13 protein-coding genes and 1 riboswitch are annotated in these 19,212 nt (G+C 61.5%); of the genes, 5 read left to right on the top strand and 8 right to left on the bottom strand.

The window, feature by feature from the left end; translation table 11 throughout:
• Positions 1 to 54 precede the first annotated feature (54 nt).
• A riboswitch (cyclic di-GMP riboswitch) is annotated at positions 55 to 129 on the bottom strand.
• A 537-nt stretch (positions 130 to 666) separates the two neighbouring features.
• The 3 genes from ACR42D_RS01235 to ACR42D_RS01225 all read right to left on the bottom strand — a co-directional run bounded on the left by ACR42D_RS01235 (position 667) and on the right by ACR42D_RS01225 (position 2,817).
• Positions 667 to 1,059 carry an Imm63 family immunity protein gene (locus tag ACR42D_RS01235; RefSeq protein WP_484565057.1) on the bottom strand — a complete coding sequence of 131 codons (393 nt, stop codon included), beginning with the start codon at positions 1,057 to 1,059 and terminating at the stop codon, positions 667 to 669.
• Positions 1,059 to 1,304: a TNT domain-containing protein gene (locus ACR42D_RS01230; protein ID WP_484568430.1), complete on the bottom strand. Its 246-nt coding sequence runs from the start codon at positions 1,302 to 1,304 to the stop codon at positions 1,059 to 1,061. Before ACR42D_RS01230 ends, ACR42D_RS01235 begins: the two co-directional genes overlap by 1 nt.
• A gap of 574 nt (positions 1,305 to 1,878) precedes the next feature.
• Positions 1,879 to 2,817, bottom strand: coding sequence for an alpha/beta fold hydrolase (locus ACR42D_RS01225; RefSeq protein WP_484565056.1), 939 nt, complete (start codon positions 2,815 to 2,817; stop codon positions 1,879 to 1,881).
• Positions 2,818 to 2,957: 140 nt separating this feature from the next.
• Between ACR42D_RS01225 and ACR42D_RS01220 the strand changes: the two genes are divergently transcribed.
• A complete protein-coding gene (locus ACR42D_RS01220; RefSeq protein WP_484565055.1) occupies positions 2,958 to 3,350 on the top strand; it encodes a winged helix-turn-helix transcriptional regulator in 393 nt (130 codons plus the stop codon).
• Between the two features lie 422 nt (positions 3,351 to 3,772).
• On the opposite strand, the gene ACR42D_RS01215 is transcribed toward ACR42D_RS01220, so the two are convergent.
• Positions 3,773 to 5,923, bottom strand: a complete 2,151-nt coding sequence (locus tag ACR42D_RS01215; RefSeq protein ID WP_484565054.1) for a methyl-accepting chemotaxis protein — start codon at positions 5,921 to 5,923, stop codon at positions 3,773 to 3,775.
• Between the two features lie 377 nt (positions 5,924 to 6,300).
• Positions 6,301 to 8,481 carry an MASE3 domain-containing protein gene (locus ACR42D_RS01210; RefSeq protein ID WP_484565053.1) on the bottom strand — a complete coding sequence of 727 codons (2,181 nt, stop codon included), beginning with the start codon at positions 8,479 to 8,481 and terminating at the stop codon, positions 6,301 to 6,303.
• Between the two features lie 383 nt (positions 8,482 to 8,864).
• Between ACR42D_RS01210 and ACR42D_RS01205 the strand changes: the two genes are divergently transcribed.
• The 4 genes from ACR42D_RS01205 to ACR42D_RS01190 are packed head-to-tail and all read left to right on the top strand — an operon-like array spanning position 8,865 to position 13,796.
• Positions 8,865 to 9,887 carry an ABC transporter substrate-binding protein gene (locus tag ACR42D_RS01205; protein WP_484565052.1) on the top strand — a complete coding sequence of 341 codons (1,023 nt, stop codon included), beginning with the start codon at positions 8,865 to 8,867 and terminating at the stop codon, positions 9,885 to 9,887.
• Positions 9,888 to 9,917: 30 nt separating this feature from the next.
• Complete coding sequence (locus ACR42D_RS01200; protein ID WP_484565051.1) at positions 9,918 to 12,026, top strand: ABC transporter permease; 2,109 nt, start codon at positions 9,918 to 9,920, stop codon at positions 12,024 to 12,026.
• 1 nt (position 12,027) lies between these two features.
• Complete coding sequence (locus ACR42D_RS01195) at positions 12,028 to 13,125, top strand: ABC transporter ATP-binding protein (protein WP_484565050.1); 1,098 nt, start codon at positions 12,028 to 12,030, stop codon at positions 13,123 to 13,125.
• A 2-nt stretch (positions 13,126 to 13,127) separates the two neighbouring features.
• A complete protein-coding gene (locus ACR42D_RS01190) occupies positions 13,128 to 13,796 on the top strand; it encodes an HAD family hydrolase (protein WP_484565049.1) in 669 nt (222 codons plus the stop codon).
• Positions 13,797 to 13,806: 10 nt separating this feature from the next.
• On the opposite strand, the gene ACR42D_RS01185 is transcribed toward ACR42D_RS01190, so the two are convergent.
• The 3 genes from ACR42D_RS01185 to cooS all read right to left on the bottom strand — a co-directional run bounded on the left by ACR42D_RS01185 (position 13,807) and on the right by cooS (position 18,947).
• Entirely contained in the window at positions 13,807 to 15,837 is a 2,031-nt protein-coding gene (locus ACR42D_RS01185) for a methyl-accepting chemotaxis protein (protein WP_484565048.1), read from the bottom strand.
• 153 nt (positions 15,838 to 15,990) lie between these two features.
• Positions 15,991 to 16,767, bottom strand: coding sequence for an ATP-binding protein (locus tag ACR42D_RS01180; RefSeq protein WP_484565047.1), 777 nt, complete (start codon positions 16,765 to 16,767; stop codon positions 15,991 to 15,993).
• 302 nt (positions 16,768 to 17,069) lie between these two features.
• A complete protein-coding gene (gene cooS, locus ACR42D_RS01175; RefSeq protein ID WP_484565046.1) occupies positions 17,070 to 18,947 on the bottom strand; it encodes an anaerobic carbon-monoxide dehydrogenase catalytic subunit in 1,878 nt (625 codons plus the stop codon).
• Between the last annotated feature and the right edge of the window lie 265 nt (positions 18,948 to 19,212).

Genomic DNA, 19,212 nt, shown 5'->3' with positions numbered 1-19,212 from the left:
GACTACTCCAAAACCATCAAGAACAGGAGATCGGGGACCGTGACGCAGTTCCCATACGGCAACCCGGCTGTCTTCTTGAGACCCGTGGCTTTCCGTCTCCGCCTCACGACGGATTTGGCTATAATTTTGCGGCTGAAGTTCCACCCCTTGGAAGTTCAGCAGACGCCGCAAATTTCTACGAATCATTACTAATGTCAAGAAAACTGTTCATACATAGAGAAAAAGTAAGTAACCAGCTGTATGCATCGTTAAACTTGATATAAAAGCACGAACCAGCCGACAGCGCATGCGGGCCAAGCATCATTCGGTAGTACCGATTCCAACCGAGGTATTCTCATCCGCCGGGATATCCAGTTCCTTGGCAACATCGAGGTTGAGACCTCCCAAGCGGGGCTGGCATCAGGAGCGGAGCCGGTGATTATCCCCACCCTCGTGTTTTACGCACCATTCACGTATCCACTCAATGTAGACTTAGTAATCCTCCTCGCAAAAGAAGACTTGCTGTCTGCGATTGCGGGCGCTGCGTTATGTGGTACGGGCACCCCGGGGACACAACTCTCGCAAATCTCGCCAAAAGACTCCTTTAGCTTAAAATAAGTTGTGTCCCTAGATTTCCCCTCAGATTTGCCAGATTTAAAATCTGTATTGCGTCCCTGAATTTCCTTGCTAGTCAGGATATTCTACGAGAATTCGATCGATCTCTTTTTTTCGCCTCTCCGCCCATTCAGGGTTTATTGCTCGCAATAGCTCCAATTGTTTCTGAAACATCAGTTCTCTGAAGTCGAGTCCAGAGGTTTTATTTTGAGCTGCGTACCTAGAAGCTACAGCATGGGAGGCCTGTTCAATAAACAAAAATATAATATCTGAAGCGGATGATGTTATAATTCTTTTTTGTTCGACACCTCTTTCAACAATATAATAATGGTACATATTATCATGTAGTTCCACGTTAACAACTATGTCTGAACAATTATCTCCGATGGTTAAATACTCTTTAGGAGCATTAATAATTTTACCTATTTGTAAAATTTCAGACTGTAATTCTTCTACGCTCTTCATTAGTCCACCTCTTCAATGAATTTTCTATCTAAAAGCTCTTGAACCGTCATTTCTGTTTTAAATTGAGTTCCTTTGCCCGGTTGACCAAACCAAGGCTCGCTCAACCCTTCTTTCACGGGCAGAGGCTTAATCACTTTATATTTTATTGGATATTCTTTCGCAATTATTGCAGGCAAAGACCTCTTCTCAAATGGAGTTCCGACAGGAGAAAGATTATTTCCAGTTGGGGGTCCATACCTATCAATTACTGGAGGGATTAGGGGGACACCTCCCCACCTCCCTGGGATTAGGGGGATGGATTAGGGGGACACCTCCCGGGAATTAAGGGGGACACCTCCCGGGAATTAGGGGGGGGACACCTCCCTAATTCTCTTTCTTGGGCCAGGCTTTTTGGGTCTTACATCCTTCCCCAATATCGACTGCAATTTGTCGAAGAACGGATTGCCTCCCAGAGGACGGCCTGTACGCCCGTGTCCTCCTAACAAGTCACGGTCGCGATCATTGGTATCCTCTGCCAAAAACCCCTGCCAATCATCATCCTTGCAAAAAAGTCGGAAGGCGTCGGTTCCCACGCTGAATAATGTGGTGGGGTTCTCCTGGAACTACTATCCGTGCAATTCTTGGCATGCCACTTCATATCAACGCCACTTATTCAACGTCAACAATTAGGGAGGTGACCCCCTAATTCAAGGGAGGTGTCCCCCTAATTCCATCCCCCTAATTCCACAAGCAACAAAAGGGGTGGCCATCGCTGACCACCCTTTGCTCGGTGAACCATATTCGCAAGCTCCACTGATATGAAGAAACCGCGCAGGTCACTCAAAGCATATCAACCCAGGCGATGATCGACGCATTCACATCATCCTTCCGATCCTGCATGATCCAATGTCCAGCGGCTTCCCACTGATCGACCTTTGATTTCGGGTGAGAAAACCATGTACGCATCCTCTCGGCTTGCCCTTTACCTCTACAAAGATGATAGAATGGAATGTTAATGGTTTTGCAGAATACCTCGCTTTGCTTTCCAAGCCCGACTTGATTGGGGCCAAAGAACAAAGGGCCGAAAGATTCACGTACAGGATAGTCCGATGTGCCCTGAAGGCGTCTTGCATGCCATCGTTTTAAAGCAGGGTCTGTGGTTTTGTCATAAAATCCAGCGAACAACGCAGGCCCAACATCGGCTGGATTGTCGCGTTGCAGATCATCAACTGCCTTTTGGAATATGGGGGCAAGCTTGTCGGAAAAACCAAGCGACCCATCAACCGAGACAACTCCCTCAATCAGGTCCGGTCGCTTGCTCGCTAGGCGGGCTGCGATTTGCCCTCCCATCGAGTGCCCCACCAGCACAAATGTCTCACTTGAAAACCTTGTTTCGATAAGAGTTTCGATATCTGCGACATAGTCATCCGGCATGTAATTACCAGACGGCATCACCTCGGAGCTACCGTGTCCGCGCAGATCTATCGCAACAACGCGATAGCGGCTTTCCAACACTGGGAGTTGCCAACTCCAATCGTGGGAATCACAAGTCCAACCGTGGAGAAGCATCATATTTCTCCCTTTCCCGGTGTCGGTATAAAAGAGCTTAGCTATTCGTTTGCTTGCGGCAAAAGCCGGTATTGGAGTGGCTGTAGCGGAGGCCAACCCTATCAACGACATGATGGCGCGTTGGGGCTTGGCAATGATTGACGAAGCTGCAGTCATGCCTAGCAGCTTCATTAAGCCGCGCCGGGACATAGTCATGTTTTGTATTTTCACTGCTGACATCCTTTGAAAGCTTTCTGCCGACACCAACATCGGCAACCATTAATGAATTGGACTTATGCGTATTAAATATGTTTTTCTCATAGCGTCAATTACGCACCTTAATGCTAGTAGATATACTGAAGGATATTGCCATGCCAGATCAAGTGGACTCTGTTTTCTTCGCGGACTGCGCGGCGCGGTCCTTCTTTGACCAAGTTGCAAACAAATGGTCTGTGATGATTTTGACTATTCTAGAAGAGAAACCGGTTCGATTTAGCGAGTTCATGCGCAGGCTTGAAGGAATTACACATAAGGCGCTAACGCAGGCCTTGAGGCGACTGGAAAGAAATGGGTTAATCATGCGCAGGGTGATTGCTACTTCGCCCGTCGCCGTAGAATACTCAATCACCGAGCTTGGCAGAACGCTGCAGATACCTTTGGAGGCCGTCTTCACTTGGGCGATAAAACACCTGCCTCAAATCGAAGAAGCACGTAAACACTATGACACTAAAGCGGAACATCACGCTGCTTCTGGTGGCCGGTGATATCGGACGTTGGGAGCATACGGAGATTTCCTGAGATTTTGGCCCAGAAAGCCCATGGGGAGGTTTAGGAAAAAATCCATGGTGAGGCTGGCAGAGAGCAGGGGGGGATCCGGGAAATAAAACCAAGCCACAACCCGATCGGGTGGGGTTGCATGCAGGGACGATTCTGGTGCACATCCCCATTTGCCTGCCTCATAATTTGCGAAGCCATACGTGGGCAAGATAGGAGAAGCATCGCTGCCCTTCATGAGTCTACGACGCAGACCTAGGTGCCAGAAGTGGCCTCGGTTCTTCGGACCACTGAGCGACGATTTTAAGGTGGGCATGCCGTACTTGCCGGTGCGGAAGCCGCCCCACCGATCAAATGAGAAAGGCGGGACCTCACGGCCCCGCCTTCCTGATTTGATCGGTGGGTGTTACGGCTAGAAGCGCTCGAAGTCGTCCTGCTCGTCCATGTCCATTTCCAGGGCCAGCCCCTTGGGCCGGGCCGGGGCGGCCTTGCCCTGGGTGATGGCCGGGCCGGACTTCCGCTTGACCACCTTGGTGGTCGTGCGGCGGGAGCCGCCTTCCTCGACGTGGAAGAAGGCCATGACCTCCTGCAGATGGCTGCCCTGGCCGGCCAGCTCCTCGCTGGTGGAGGCCATTTCCTCGGACGCCGAAGCGTTCTGCTGGATGACGTTGTCGAGCTGGGCGATGGCTTGGTTGATCTGGTTCGCCCCTGCGTTCTGCTCGTTGCTGGCCGCGGTGATCTCCTGGACGAGCATGGCGGTCTTCTCGATGTCCGGGACCAGCAGCTTGAGCATCTCGCCCGCCTTTTCGGCGACCTCCACGCTGCTGCTGGACAGCTCGCTGATCTCGGCCGCGGCCGTGCCGCTGCGTTCGGCCAGCTTGCGGACCTCGGCGGCCACGACCGCGAATCCCTTGCCGTGCTCGCCGGCCCGGGCCGCCTCGATGGCCGCGTTCAGGGCCAGCAGGTTGGTCTGCCTGGCGATCTCTTCGACAATGGATATCTTCTCGGCGATGCTGCGCATGGACACCACGGTCTTTTCCACGGCCTCGCCGCTGGTCCGCGCGTCGTCCGCCGCCTTGGTGGCCAGGGTATCGGTATCCTGGGCGTTCTGGGCGTTCTGGGAGATGTTCGAGGTCATCTCCTCCATGGACGAAGTGATCTCCTCGATGGAGGCGGCCTGTTCGGTGGCGCCCTCGGACACGGTTTGCGACGAGGACGACAGCTCGGTGCTCCCGGCCGCCACGCTCTCGGAGGCGTTCTTGACGTCCACGACCACACTCTTGAGCTTGTCGGCCATCTCCTTCAGGGTCATGGACAGAACCCCGATCTCGTCCTTCTGCTTGACGTCGATGCGGTTGTCCACGAAGTCGCCGCCCGCGATCTTTTCGGCAAAGGCCACGGCCTTGCGCACCGGCGCGACCAGGCCGTTGGCCAGGAACCAGAGGACCAGGCAGGCCAGGACCACGATGCCCGCGCCCGCGCTCACGCCGATGACGACGTTCTGTTGCGAACTGTCGGCCATGATCTCCGTGAGCTGCTGGGCGTCGGCAAAGACGACCGCGCGGGGGACCTCGATCAGGATGCCCCAGGGCGTCCCGGTACGGCCCAGCTCGATCGGGGCGCTGATCTCCACGGACTCCTTGCCAGGGGCCATGTCGATAAAGGACTTGCCGGCCTGGATGCTGTCCACGACCTGCTTCCAGTCGCCGTCAAAAACGTCCTTGAGCGGCTTGCCCACGGAGTCGGGCTTCTGGCTGTCGGCGACCATGATGCCGAGATAACTGACGACCTGCACGTGGGCCTTGCCGTCGTACAGGGACTTGGCGACCTTCTCGCTCAACTGCTGGATGAACTTGAGCCGCAGGTCGGTACCGGCGATGCCCAAAAACTTCCCGTCAAGCATGATCGGGGCGGACATGGTGGTCAGCCACTCCTGGCGTCCCTGGACGATGTAGGGGAAGGGATCGAGGATGTTCTCCCTGTGCCGCTGGCGGGGGAACAGGTACCAGCCGCCCTTGGTCACCCCGTTGGGGTGCGTGGACGCGTCCTCGTATCCGACCAGGGCCTGGCGGGCTATGCGGCCCTCCTCGTCCCGATTCCAGTAGGGAACGAACCGCCCGGTGTCGTCGTGACCCGAGGCCTTGTTCCCGGCGTGGACGGAGTCCCGCCCGTCCAGCGCGTTGAGTTCCCACGCGCTGTAGGCGCCCAGAAATTCCGGATTGTTCTCCAGGACCCGGAGCAGAATGTCGTTGAAGGCGGTACGCAGATCCAAAGTGGAACCAGCGCCCGAAGCCTTGCGCACCGAGTTGAACGCATCGGCAATGGTCCTGGCGGTGTCCAGGTTGATGTTCAGCTTGTTGCTGATGATCCCGGCCTCGCGCTGAGCCACGGCCATCAGGCTCTGCCGCGTCTGCTCCTCGATGAGTTCGTTGACCTTTTCGCTGACGAACCGCTCGGACCGCGACTGCGCAAGCATCTGGATGCCGACCAAAACCACAACGGTGGCCAGGAGACACCCCCCGGCCATGAACACGATCTTTGTCTTAATGGACTTAAACTGCATATCCCCACCTGTTTGTTTGACGGATTTCCCACTGACACCCTCAGGGGGTCAATTCCACCATATCAATATAACTTATCCCTATAATATTCGACCCAGGCATTTCGAGCCATTATTATAACGCATTTGTAACCTACTTTTTTTGTCCCCGGCCCGGAACGCGAAAACGCCCCTGAAGGAGGTCCTTCCGGGGCGTTTTCACTGCTGTTTCGGCGCGGGCCTACCGCTCGTCGCTGGCCTTGTAGCGGTCCAGCCGGTGAGCGTGGGACTCGGGCAGGGCGTAGGGATACGTGCGGGTTGGACAGGTGGCGGCGTCCGAGCAGGTCCAAGCCGGGACCCTGTCACGGCCAATCCGGAGAAAATGGGGAAGGCCGGAGCGGTCACGTCCCGGGCAGGAGGATGGAGATGACCGTGACGTCGTCCTCGTCCGAGGTGTCCAGGCGCAGGCCGTAGCCCATGACGTCGGCCATGAGCTTGGAGGAGTAGGTGCCCAGCCCGGTGCCGCGTTTCTTGCCCCAGGTCTTGTACTTCTCGAAGAACTGGTCGCGGATCTCGGCCGGGACCGCCCCCCGGTTGCGGATGCGGATAACCCGGCACGGTATTCCCTCTATGCTCACCTTGACCGGGCTGCCGTCGGGCGAGGCGTCCACCGCGTTGGCCACGAAGTTGGAGAGCATGTGGTAGAGCAGGTCCTTGTCCGACTGGATGAGGCAGTCCCCGTCGCAGGCCGCCTGCTCCACGGACAGTTCCATGGAGATATCCTTGGTCCGGGCCGGCCCCGCGTTGTCGTTGAGCACCGTCTGCACGACCTCGGCCACATCCACCTCGGCCGGGGTGTATTCGTAGACCCCGGTCTCCATCTTGAATATGTCCAGGGAATGGTTGACCATGTCCAGGATCCTGTATCCCGTGCTCTCGATCAGCTCCACCAGCGTGACCTGCTGTTCGGACAGGTTCCCTTCGTCCAGGAGCAGTTGGGGGATGCCGATGATCCCGTTGAGCGGGCTCTTGAGATCGTGGCGCATGATCTGCTCCACGTCCTCCTTGAGCTTTTCCAGGTCCTTGCGGTCGGTGATGTCCTCGAAGGTGGCCACGTAGTTGACCCGATCGCCCTGGCGGTCCGTCACGGGGGCGATGATGATCTGTTCCCATCCCCGCTCCCCTCGGCTGTTGCGCCGGGGCAGGTCGCCCTGCCACAGGCTGCCCGCGCGCATGGCCTCCCTGGCCTCGCGCACCGCCGGGTCCTGCGGGTCGTCGCCCAGGAACAGGACGATGTCCCGGCCCAGGGCGTCCGCGCCGGTGATTTCCCGCCGCCCGTAAAAGACCGGATTGCCGTACTCGATGATCCCGTCGAGGGAGGTGATGACGATGCCGATGGGGTTGCTCTCCACGGCCCGCTTCAACTGTCTGAGTTTGAGCTCGTGGAGCTGGCGCTCGGTCACGTCGCGGTCCACCCCCCGGTATCCGGCCACCCGGCCGTCCTGGTCGAGGATCGCCACGCCGCGCGTCTCCATGACGATCTCCCGCCCCTCGGCGGCCTGGAAGGTGTTCTCGCTGTGCACCGGCGCCCCGCTCTCGGCCGCCTTGGCGAAGGCCTCGCGCGCCAAGCCGGCCTGGCCGGGGAGCATGAAGTCGAACGGCGTCCGGCCAAGCATCTCCTCCGGGGCGTAGCCGAAGATGGCCCTGCCCTGTGGGCTGACGTAGGTGTAGCGCAGCGCCTCGTCCACCTCCCAGATGAGGTCCCGCGAACTCTCCACCAGCCCCCGAAACTTGGTCTCCGAGTCCTGCAAGGCGCGGAAGAGCACCGCGTGCGGAGCGGTGATGCCCGTGGCCACCAGGGCCCGGTAGATGAAATAGAAGGAAAAGAGCTTGAAGTAGTGGCCCAGCAGGTTCGAGAAGCCGTAGTTGCTGATATAGAAGGTGAAGGCCAGCTCGGAACAGATGGTGAACACCAGGGACCAGACCAGCCAGCGGTGGACCACCGGGTCGAACCGGTCGCGCATGCGGAAGAGCAGCCAGGTGGCCGCGCCGAGGATCAGGCAGATGACGTACTCGCTGATCTTCTTGAACGGGGTCAGCCCGGTTCCGTCCACGAAGCAGACCGGGAATATCTTCCACCAGAAGATGGCGGCCACGATCACAGCGGTCAGGGCGAAATAGGCCGAGAACACCCGGACCGCGTTCACGGACCGGCTCTCCCTCAGGAACAGGAAGGCGGCCAGCAGGGAGAGGCTCTCCATGTAGCGCGTGGCGATCCACACCTGGTTGGCGTAGTAGTCGTAGTCGGTGAAGATGCCCATGCCCTTGTAGGACATGGTGTGCAGCAGGTCGAGAAAGGCGATGAACAGATAGGCGACGGCCAGGAAGAGCAGGTAGTTGCTCTTGATGTAGTAGCGCGAGTTCCAGCCGATGGTGAAGATGCCGAAGGCGACCACGATGGAGAACATCTCGACCATGGTGTGGAAGAGGAGATAATTCTTGAGACTGGCCAGGTACAGCCCGAGGAGGACGACGACGGCCAGGGTGATCTTGAAGAGGAGCGATGTGGACGTGGTGTGCAAGTTTGCCTCTGTGGTTGCGGCGCCATTCTTCGTTTCCAACAGACAGGGGGTAATACGGTCTTATACGAGACTCGGGCTCCAATGTACAATTATAAGGAACCAAACCGCCGAACGCCACTGGAGCCAGCGTACCCCGGCCCCTGAAGACCTTCCGCCTTTTCCCTGGCGGGAGGCGCGGGCCGCAGCGCGCTGTTCAGCCTCCCCCCGGCTCCCGGCACACCGAAATCCCATCGTTTATCCATACGAAAACAGCGGAAACGTATTGCCCCGTTTATTCCGCTATGTTACATAGTTGTAACAATTGTGTTACGTTTGTGTGACGCAAGCCGGAAATCCTTTGGGGATCAAGCCACCGAACCAACCAACTTTCGAGGAGAACGACAATGAAACGGTTCACCGTGTTTCTGGTGCTCGCCTTTGTGCTCGGCATGGCCACCGCCGGCTTCGCCAAGGGCCGCCTGGTCATCTACTGCTCCAACGAGCCCTTCGCCTGCCAGGCCGTGGCCGACGCCTTTGCCGAGAAGTACGACGTCAAGGTCCAGATGACCCGTTCCGGGTCCGGCTCCACCTACGCCAAGATCCTGGCCGAAAAGGACAACCCCAAGGGCGACGTCTGGTACGCGGGCACGCTCGATCCCCACTCTCAGGCGGGCGTGAACGGCCTGCTCGAATCCTACGAATCCCCCATGCTCAAGGAGATCAAGCCCGAGTTCCAGAACCCGGCCACCTCCAAGCAGCACCACTCCGCAGGCGTGTACGCGGGCGTGCTCGGCTACTCGGTGAATACCGAGGTCCTCAAGGAAAAGTGGCTGCCCATGCCGCACTCCTGGGCCGACCTGACCAAGCCCGAGTACAAGGGCACCATCCAGATGGCCAGCCCGCAGAGTTCGGGCACGGCCTACACCGTGCTGGCCACCATGGTCCAGATCATGGGCGAGGACCAGGCCTTCGAGTACATGGCCAAGCTGCACAAGAACATCAACCAGTACACCAAGTCCGGCTCCGCGCCCGGCAAGGCCGCCGCGCGCGGCGAGACCATGATCGGCATCGGCTTCCTGCATGACCACGCCCTGCAGAAGGCCAACGGCTTCCCGCTCGAGCTGGTCGTGCCCACCGAGGGCACCGGCTACGAGATCGGCGGCCTGTCCATCATCAAGGACTGCCGCAACATGGACAACGCCAAGCTGTTCGTGGACTACATGCTCAGCGCCGAAGGCCAGGAAGTGCCCCAGCGCGTGAAGATGTTCCAGGTTCCGACCAACGTGAACGCCACCGTGCCCCCCGAGGCCATCCGCCTGGATCAGGTCAAGCTCATCGACTACGACTTCGTCAAGTACGGCTCCGAAGAGATGCGCGCCCACCTGATCGACCGCTGGGTCGTGGAAATCAAGCCCCTGGAGCGCTAGCCCTCAGCCCCCAAGCCGCCCGCAATGCACATGAAGAAACACACCGCACCGGGAGAGGTTGGCCCCTGGGTCATCCTCTCCTGGGTGGCGGTCGCCCTGCTCGCCTACTGGCTGCTGCCCTGGATCGCCCTGGACTACGGACTGACCGACTCCACCTGGGAGGAGATCGTCGACGCCCTGGGCTGGAAGTACAGCAACCTGACGCTGGCCGTGCCCGCCTATCTCTGCCTGATCGTCCCCGTGGCCGTCGCTCGCCTGTCCAACAGGGCGCGGGGCTGGCTCCTGACCCTGGCCGCCGGGGTCGGCATCGTCGCCGTGCTCTACGCCTTCATCCACACGAACACCTCCATCGGCCTGGGAGCGGGCGTGGTGGTCATGTCCCTGGCCACCCTGGGGGCCATAGGGCTGTCCGAACTCGGCTTCCAGCGGGGCGACACCTTCATCGCCGGGGCCGTGATCTTCGTCATCCTCATGGTCGCCGCGTTCATCTTCTTTCCGGTCTGGGAGATCTTCAGCCGGCTGATCTTCGACGAGGCGGGCAACATCGCCCCCTTCCAGTTCTTCAAGATCGCCACGGTCCACGGCATCGGCAGGGTCATCTGGAACACCCTGCGCCTGGCTTTCTCCGTGGGCGCGGCCACCACCCTGTTCGGGCTGCTCTTCGCCCTCTACGCCGTGCGCGCCACCACCAGGCTGCGCTATCTGATCCGGGTCTTCTACATCCTGCCGATCATCACCCCGCCGTTCGTGGTCGGCATGTCCCTGATCCTGCTCTTCGGCCGGGCCGGGATGATCAACGACGCGCTCATGTACCTGATCGGCCCCCACGGCATACTGACCCCGGAAAACGCCACCTGGTTCTTCGAGCGGTCCGGGTACATCTACGGTTTCACCGGCATCTTCGTGGCCCAGGTCCTGTCGCTTACGCCCATAAGCTACATGGTCATCTCGGGCATGCTCACCTCCATCAATCCGGCCATGGAGGAGGCCTCCCTGACCATGCGCGCCGACCGCTGGCAGACGCTGAAAAACGTCACCCTGCCCCTGCTGCGCCCGGCCATCGCCAACGCCTTCCTGCTGGGCATGATCTCGTCGGCCGCCGACTTCGGCAACCCGCTGGTCCTGGGCGGCGAGTACGACGTCCTGTCCACGGAAATCTATTTCTCCATCGCGGGCTCCCAGCTCGACTTCACCAAGGCCGCGGCGCTGGGCCTGATCCTGCTGATCCTGTCCCTGGCCGTCTTCCTCATCCAGAAGAAATGGGTGGGCAAGCGGTCCTACGTCACGGTCACGGGGGTGGAGACCTCGGGCAACGTCACCCCGCTGCCGCGCGGCCTGCAAAAGGGGCTGACCGGCTTCATCGGGGTCTGGCTCGTCCTGGTGGGCGTGCTCTACGTGTCCATCTTCCTGGGCGGCTTCGTCCGCCAGTGGGGCGCGGACTACACCCTGACCATGAAGCACCACGCCGAGCTGTGGCTGAACGGCTTCTCGTCCGGCGCGTGGCCGTCCTTCTTCCACTCCATCACCTACTCGGTCATCGCCGCGCCCCTGACGACCATGCTCGGCATCCTCATCGCCTTCATCCTGACCCGGCGCAGGTTCCCGGGCCGGGCGGCCATCGACTTCGGCACGGTGCTCATCTTCGCCATCCCGGGCACGGTCATCGGCGTGGCCTACATCCTGGCCTACAACACCCCGCCCATCGAGCTGACCGGCACGGCCGCCATCCTGATCATCACCATGGCCATCCGGGCCATGCCCGTGGGCATACGCGGCGGCATGTCGGCCTTAAGCCAGATATCGACCAACCTCGAGGAGGCGTCGCTGCTGCAGCGCGCGGGCAGCTTCCGAACCCTCAGGTCCGTGCTCCTGCCCCTGCTCAAGTCGACCATCGTCTCGTCCATGGCCTACAGCTTCATCCGGGCCATGACCACGGTGTCCGCCGTCATCTTCCTGGCCACGGCCGGGACCGACGTGGCCACCACCTACATCCTCTCCCGCGTGGAGAGCGGCGAGACCGGCGTGGCCGTGGCCTACGGCTCGGTCCTGATCCTGACCATGCTCATTTTCACCCTGCTCGTGCAGGCCTTCACCGGCAGGTCCAAGACCGACCGCCAGGTGGAAACAACCCGAGGCTGACATGAACGAAAGCTCCATCAAGGTGACCCTGAACAAGGTCTCCAAACACTTCGGCAAGGTCCGGGCCGTGGACGAAATCGACATCGAGTTCGCCCCGGGCACCCTGACCACCCTGCTCGGCCCGTCCGGCTGCGGCAAGACCACCCTGCTGCGCCTGGTCTCGGGCCTGGAGCCGGTCACCTCGGGCCGCATCCTGTTCGGCGATGAGGATGTCACCAAGCTGTCCGCCACCCGGCGCGACGTGGGCATGGTCTTCCAGTCCTACGCCCTGTTCCCGCACATGACCGTGGAGCAGAACGTGGGCTACGGCCTGACGGTCATGAAGCAGCCCCAGGACAGAATCCGCGAACGCGTCCGCGAGGTCCTGCGCATGGTCGACATGGACGGCTACCAGAGCCGCTACCCCAACGAGCTGTCCGGCGGGCAGCAGCAACGCGTGGCCGTGGCCCGGGCCATGGTCCTGTCGCCCAAGGTCCTGCTCTTCGACGAACCGCTGAGCAACATCGACTCCAAGCTGCGCCGGAGCATGCGCGACGACATCCGCCGCCTGCAGCAGGACTCGGGCATCACCTCCATCTACGTGACCCACGACCAGGCCGAGGCGCTGGCCGTGTCCGACGAGATCATCATCATGCGCAAGGGGAAGATCGAGCAGCAGGGTGAGCCCCGCTCCCTGTACCATAAGCCGGAAACCGCGTTCGTGGCCAACTTCATCGGCGAGTCCAACGTGGTCAAGGGAGAGCTGTCCAGCCGGGACGGGCACAAGGTGGTCACCTTCGGCGACGCCGAGGTGGAGCTGCCCGCAAACGGCAGGACCGAGCACGCCGACGGTCCGGTCAGCCTGTCGCTGCGGCCCGAGGTCATCGAGATCGTGCCCAAGGCGGAGGACGCGCCCCACGCCCTGTCCGGGGTGGTCCGCCAGAACGCCTACATGGGCCCGGTCATCGAGTACACCATCGACACGGACTGCGGCCCGGTGTTCACCCGCGCCCCGGCCTACGCCGGGCTGTTCCAGCCCGGCGACGAGGTCCACGTGCGCGTGCGCCCGGACGAGGTCATCATCATCCCGGAAAACGGGAACGGCGCGGGAGCCGTCTGATCATGGTCACGGAATTCGCGGTCCTCTTCGACATGGACGGAGTCCTGTTCGACTCCGAGCCGATCCATGAAAGAATATTTACGGAATTCGCCGAGGAACTCGGCTTCGCCTGCCCGCCCGAGGAGTACGCCAAGCTGATCGGCACCTCCAGCGTCAGCCAGTGGCGGCTGATGAAGGAACGGTACGGGCTGCCCGGCACGCCCCAGGAGCTGTCCGACGCCAAGATGGAGCGGTACAAGGCGTTCCTGCGCGGGGCCAGCGGGCTTACCCCCATCCCCGGCGTGCCGGAGTTGCTGGCCGGGCTGCGCGCCGAGAACGTCGCATTCGCCCTGGCCTCGTCCAACACCACGGACGTCATCGAGGCCACGCTCTCGGCCACCGGCCTTACGCCGCTGTTCACCACCTATGTGGGCGGCAACGACGTGACCGTGGCCAAGCCCGCGCCGGACATCTTTCTGCTGGCCGCGAGCCGACTGGGTGCGGATCCGGCCCGTTGCGTGGTCGTGGAGGACTCGACCAACGGCATCCTGGCCGCCCGGCGCGCGGGCATGACCCCGGTGGGGTTCGAAAACCCCAACTCGCCGGGCCAGGACCTGAGCCGGGCCGCCCTCAGGATATCCACCCTGGCCGGGCTGACCCCGGGCCGCCTGCTCGCGCTCCTGCCGGACTAGATCGGACGTCCTAGAACTTTTCGAAATCCTCGTCGTCGTGCATGTCCAGGGCGAGGCCGGTATCCCCGCTCCCCGCACCGCTCCTGCCTTTGGCCGGAGCCGCGGGCAGGGACTTGGCCGTGGGCCGCCGGGCCACCACCGTGGTCCGGCCGCCACCGCCCGAGGCCACCTTGAAGAAGGTCATGGCCTCGGCCAGCATCTGGGCCTGACCGGACAGCTCCTCGCTGGTGGAGGCCATCTCCTCCGAGGCCGAGGCGTTGCCCTGGACCACGTCGTCCAGCTGGGTGATGGCCTTGCCGATCTCGGTCACGCCCTTTTCCTGCTCCACGGAGCTGGAGGCGATCTCCTGGATCAACTCGGCCGTGCGGCTGATCTGCGGCACCAGTTCGTCGAGCATCCGGCCCGCCTTGTCGGCCACGCCCATGGACGCGGCCGACAGGTCGCCGATCTCCTCGGCCGCCTTGCCGCTGCGCTCGGCCAGCTTGCGGACCTCGGCCGCGACCACCGCGAATCCCTTGCCGTGTTCTCCGGCCCGGGCCGCCTCGATGGCCGCGTTGAGCGCCAGGAGGTTGGTCTGGCGCGCGATCTCCTGGATGATGGTGATCCGCTCGGCAATGGCTTTGAGCGCGTCCATGGCCTCCTGTACCGCCTGACCGCTCTCCTTGGCCCCCTCGGCGGCCTTGGAGGCGATGGTCTCGGTCTCCTGGGCGGATTGCGCATTGGTCCGCACTCCGGCGCTCATCTCCTCCATGGAGGCGGAAATCTGCTCGATGGACGCGGACTGCTCCACCACGGACTGGGACAGGGACTGGGCCGAGGCGGACAACTCCTCGCTGCCTGCGGACACGCTGTCCGTGGCCGAGTTCACGTCGGCCACGACCTTGTTCAGGCGGTCGGCCATGCCGGTCAGGGCCTTGGCCAACTGGCCCACCTCGTCCTTCTGCTCCAGGTCCACCGAGGCGGTCAGGTCGCCGGTGGACACGATCTGCGCGAAGTCCATGCCCTTGCGCAACGGCCCGATGATGCCCCGGGCGATGATCCAGGCCAGGAGCACGCCGACCAGCACGGAGACGACACCGAAGATCATGACGCCCAAGCGGGTGCTGGCCGCCCTCTGCAGCATCTCCTCATCGGTCATGATGTTCGCGGCGATGATATCCATGCTCTTGTTCAGCAGGTCCTGGACCTTGTTCAGGGCGGGGACCGTGACGCCCGCGTAGATGTCCTTGGCCGCGTCATACCCCTTGATCCGGGCGTCGTTCAGGCCGAGCACGCCGTCGATGGCCGCCAGGGTCTCCATGCCGAGCGGCGCGGTGATGTCCCGGTACCATTCCTGGGCCTTGGCCCGGTTGCCCACGGCCAGTTCGGTGTCGATCTCGGCGGCGGATTCGTGCAGGGAGCGATGCGGCTCGAAAATCTTCTGGACCAGGGCCCCGAACTCGGGGTCATTCTTCATGCGCTGGGCCGTTTCGTCGGAGTAGAGCCATTTGCCGAAATCGCACTTGTGCGGGTCGGTCTGCACGCCGGTGCTTGTGCTCATGGGGTCGATGAGCGCGTCCTTGACCTTGCCCATCCAGCTCAGGTGATCGAGTTTCTTGTCACGCAAAAAAGCGCCCAGCTCCACATCCGCCGGGGCATACTTCTCGCTGATCTCAACTGCGGATTCATGCAGGGTGTTGTGGACCCCCTCGATCTCGCTCATGAGCGGCTTCAGCCCGGGGACCAGCTTCTCGGCCTCGGTCCGGGCGTCGCTGTAAAACCATTTGCCGAAGGCGCATTTGTGCGGGTCGGTCTGAACGTGCAGTTCGTTGACGTGGGAATCGGTCAACAGTTCGTTGACCTTCTCCGACCACTTGAGGTGGTCCACCACCTTTTGCGTGAAGTTCCCCCGCAGTTTGTTGCCGGTGATGACTTCCTTGGCATTGCCCACGATGCCGCTGATGCCGAATAACGACCACCCCCCCAGCACCAGCAACAGTAGCAGTACCGATCCGAATCCTATGCCGAATTTCAAACAGAGTTTACAGTCCTTCCATCCCATCTCCTACCTCCCGGCCACGCGCCATTGCATATCAACACCCTATCCTCGTGCATAGAAATTGCACTTACGTATAGCTGAATGCAATTATAAATCGCCGGGAAAAAACAATATTCAAAATATCGATCACCCATATAATCCGACTCCGCGCCGCCTTCATCCGGCCAACCGATCCAGCAGGGCGCGCGCCAGCCCGTCCAGGATATCGCTCTCGGGCAGGCCGAGCACGGACGCGTCCGTCATCTGGCGCTCGGCCAGGCCATCCAGAATCGGCACGGACATCCGCCATTCGGGCAATCCGTCCAGATTCGGCGGCTCGCCGCCCATGTACCGGTTGAGCACCAACACCTGGTTGGACAGCCCCAGGTCGGCGGCCATGCGGCCCACCTCGGCCCCGGTCCGCAGGCTGCGCATGGACGGCTCGGAGACCACCACCAGTCCGTCCACATGGGCCACGGTGCCGCGTCCCAGATGCTCCACGCCCGCCTCCAGGTCCACCAGCACCCACTCGTCGCGGTCCATGACGATGTGCGCCAACAGCGCCTTCAACAACGCGTTGGCGTCGCACGCGCACCCGCCGCCCGCATTGGTCACCGCGCCCATGACGATCAGCCGCTTGCGACCCGGCTCCACGCCCGGCAGCGGCGCGCCGCCCAAGGGCACGTCCACGGCCAGTTCCTCGGGCAAATCGCCCACCTCGGGATTGAGATTCAGGAATCCGCCCTCGTGGATGCGCTCGCGCACCAGATCGCCGCGCAAAACCAGCGGCTCGGGCAACGCGTCCGCGTCCAGCCCGGATGCCTGGCCCAGCGACAACGCCGTGTCCGCATCCACCAGCCAGACGTTCCTGCCGCTGCGGGCCAACCAGTCCGCCACCCACGCACACAACGAGGTCTTGCCAACGCCCCCCTTGCCCGCAAACGCTATTTTCATGATGAGGATGCCTCCGGCGGCCGGGGGAAGGGGAGGAAAAACCCTTTGAAAATGGTTGGTTCCTCCCCTTCCCCCGAACCCCCATCCCCTCCTTTTCCTAAACTTTTTATGACGCTTCGCGAGGGGTGTACGAAAGCGGCAAAATGTCCTGCCGTAATGACGCTATCACAAGAAGTCGGGTGCCCCGGCCCCCCTCCCCATAACCTCCATACGCGCAGATGCGCATACAAAAAGTTTAGGAGGGGGGTCCAGGGGGGAACCCTTCTCAAAGGGTTCCCCCCTGGCCGCCGGAGGCATTCCCCCTACTCGCTCAGGCCGAGGGCCTTGCGTTTGGCTTTGATGCGGTCGTCGAACATGTCGGCGGCCTTGACCATGTCGCCTTCGATGAAGAAGGTCGCGCCGACCAGGTCTTCGAGTCCGGACACGGCCAGGTTGGTGACGGTTTCCGAGCCGAGGATGTTCGGCGGGTGGCCCAGGTGGGTGTAGATGCCCGAGGCCACGGCGTAGAGGCCGATGGCGGCGGCCTTTTCCGAATACCATTCGGGCGAGGACGCGCCCACGGGCAGGTCCGAGATGTCCACGTTCAGGGCGTTGGCCAGGGCCGCGCAGAGTTGCAGGATACGGGCGTTGTCCACACAGGACCCGTAGTGCAGGACCGGCGGGATGCCGAGTGCGCCGCAGACCTTTTTCAGGCCGGGCCCGGCTTTTTCGATGGCGTCGGGCACGAGCAGCCCAGCCTTGCCCGCGGCCGTGGTCACGCAGCCGGTGACGAGCACGAGGATGTCCTTCTTGATCAGCTCTTCGGCGAGCTTCACGTTCATGGAGTCCTGTTTGATCTTGGGGTTGTTGCAGCCCACGATGCCGACCGCGCCCCGGATGTCGCCGGCGGCGATGGCCTGGACCAGCGGATCGAGCGAACCGCCCAGGGCGGCGGTGACCGCCTCGTTGGAAAAGCCGGTCATGATCTCGATGGGTTCGCAGGGGATGTCCACCCGGCCCGCGTCGCGCTGGGCGAACGCCTCGACCGCGATGGACACGATCTCCCTGGCCTGCTTCATGGCGGTCGCGGGCTGGAAGTCGAAGTGGGTAGCGCCGGTGAAGCGCGCCTTGTTGGCGGTGTCGATGAACTTGGTGTGGTAGCAGCCGGAGATCTGGACCAGCGAGGGCATGATGCACTGGTAGTCGACCACGATGGCCTCGACCGCGCCGGTGATGATGGCCAGTTCGGTCATCAGGTGGTTGCCCGCCATGGGGATGCCCTGGCGCATGAGCAGCTCGTTGCCGGTGCAGCACAGTCCGGCCACGTTGATGCCGGTCGCGCCCAGCTCCTTGGCCCGGGCGACCAGCTCCGGGTCGCGGGCCGCGGCCAGGATCATCTCGGAGACCACGGGGTTGTGGCCGTGGACCAGGAGGTTGACCTTGTCGGCCTTGATGACGCCCAGGTTGGCCGTGGACATCCTGGGCGTGGGCACGCCGAAGATGACGTCGGACAGCTCGGTGCCGATCATGGACCCGCCCCAGCCGTCGGCCAGGGCCGTGCGGGCCGCGTGGATCAGGGTGTTGGGCGCGTCGTTGTCGCAGCCCATGTGGGTGCGATGCATCATCTCGGCGATCTCGCGGTCCACGCCGCGCGGGGTCATCTTGAGCCCGGCCCACTTGTCCTTGCGCACCTGGGGCACGCGCGACAGAAAGGAGACCTCCTTCTTGCGCGAGCCGAAGTCCGCGAAGAAACACTCCATGACGTCACGGGCCACGTCCATGGTCGGGCGGCCGTCGGTCTCGATGCCGACCTCGCCCGCGATGGCCCGCAGCTTGTTCTCCTCGGTGATCTTGTAGTCCTTGGTCTCGCCCTCGACGATGGCCTCCAGGACCTCGATGAGGTCGCGGCCGTGGTCCGAGTGACCGGCCGCGCCGCCGGTCACGAACCGGCCGAAGTTGCGGGCCACGATGACGTCCGCGTCCGCCCCGCACACGCCCAGCGGGTTCTTCTCGCTGACCCGGCACGGGCCCATGGTACAGTTGCGGCAGGTGGTGCCCAGCTCGCAGAATTTGCAGTGCGGGGTCTGCCGGTCCAGCCGGTCGTGCACGGTCTGGATCCCTTCGGCGCGGGCCTTTTCGAGCATGGCCTTGGCGTCGTCCCAAATAGACAGTTCTTCAATAGGTCTCGGTTCTTTAGCCAAAATGTACCTCCTATCCCTTTTCGCCGGGTCTGATCGAAGCAACCCCCCGGCCGTACAGTTGGTGATGCAGACAGTGGATTCCATGGTACCAGATCGGGGCGATCCCGTATGTCGGATAGCCGACAAAACAGGCGAAAAAATCGAGCTTTTCGAAAAACAGACGGCAAAAAAGGGGGTTCGGAGGGTGATTTTTTTGAAAAACGGGCCAAAATCAGGCCGATTCCGCTTGTCTAACCGTGAACACATGGAAAATCGTTCACGCGAG

Source organism: Pseudodesulfovibrio sp. lm2024 (assembly GCF_051175575.1).
GTDB lineage: Bacteria > Desulfobacterota > Desulfovibrionia > Desulfovibrionales > Desulfovibrionaceae > Pseudodesulfovibrio > Pseudodesulfovibrio caledoniensis.
This window is presented reverse-complemented; position numbering and strand designations above follow the sequence as displayed.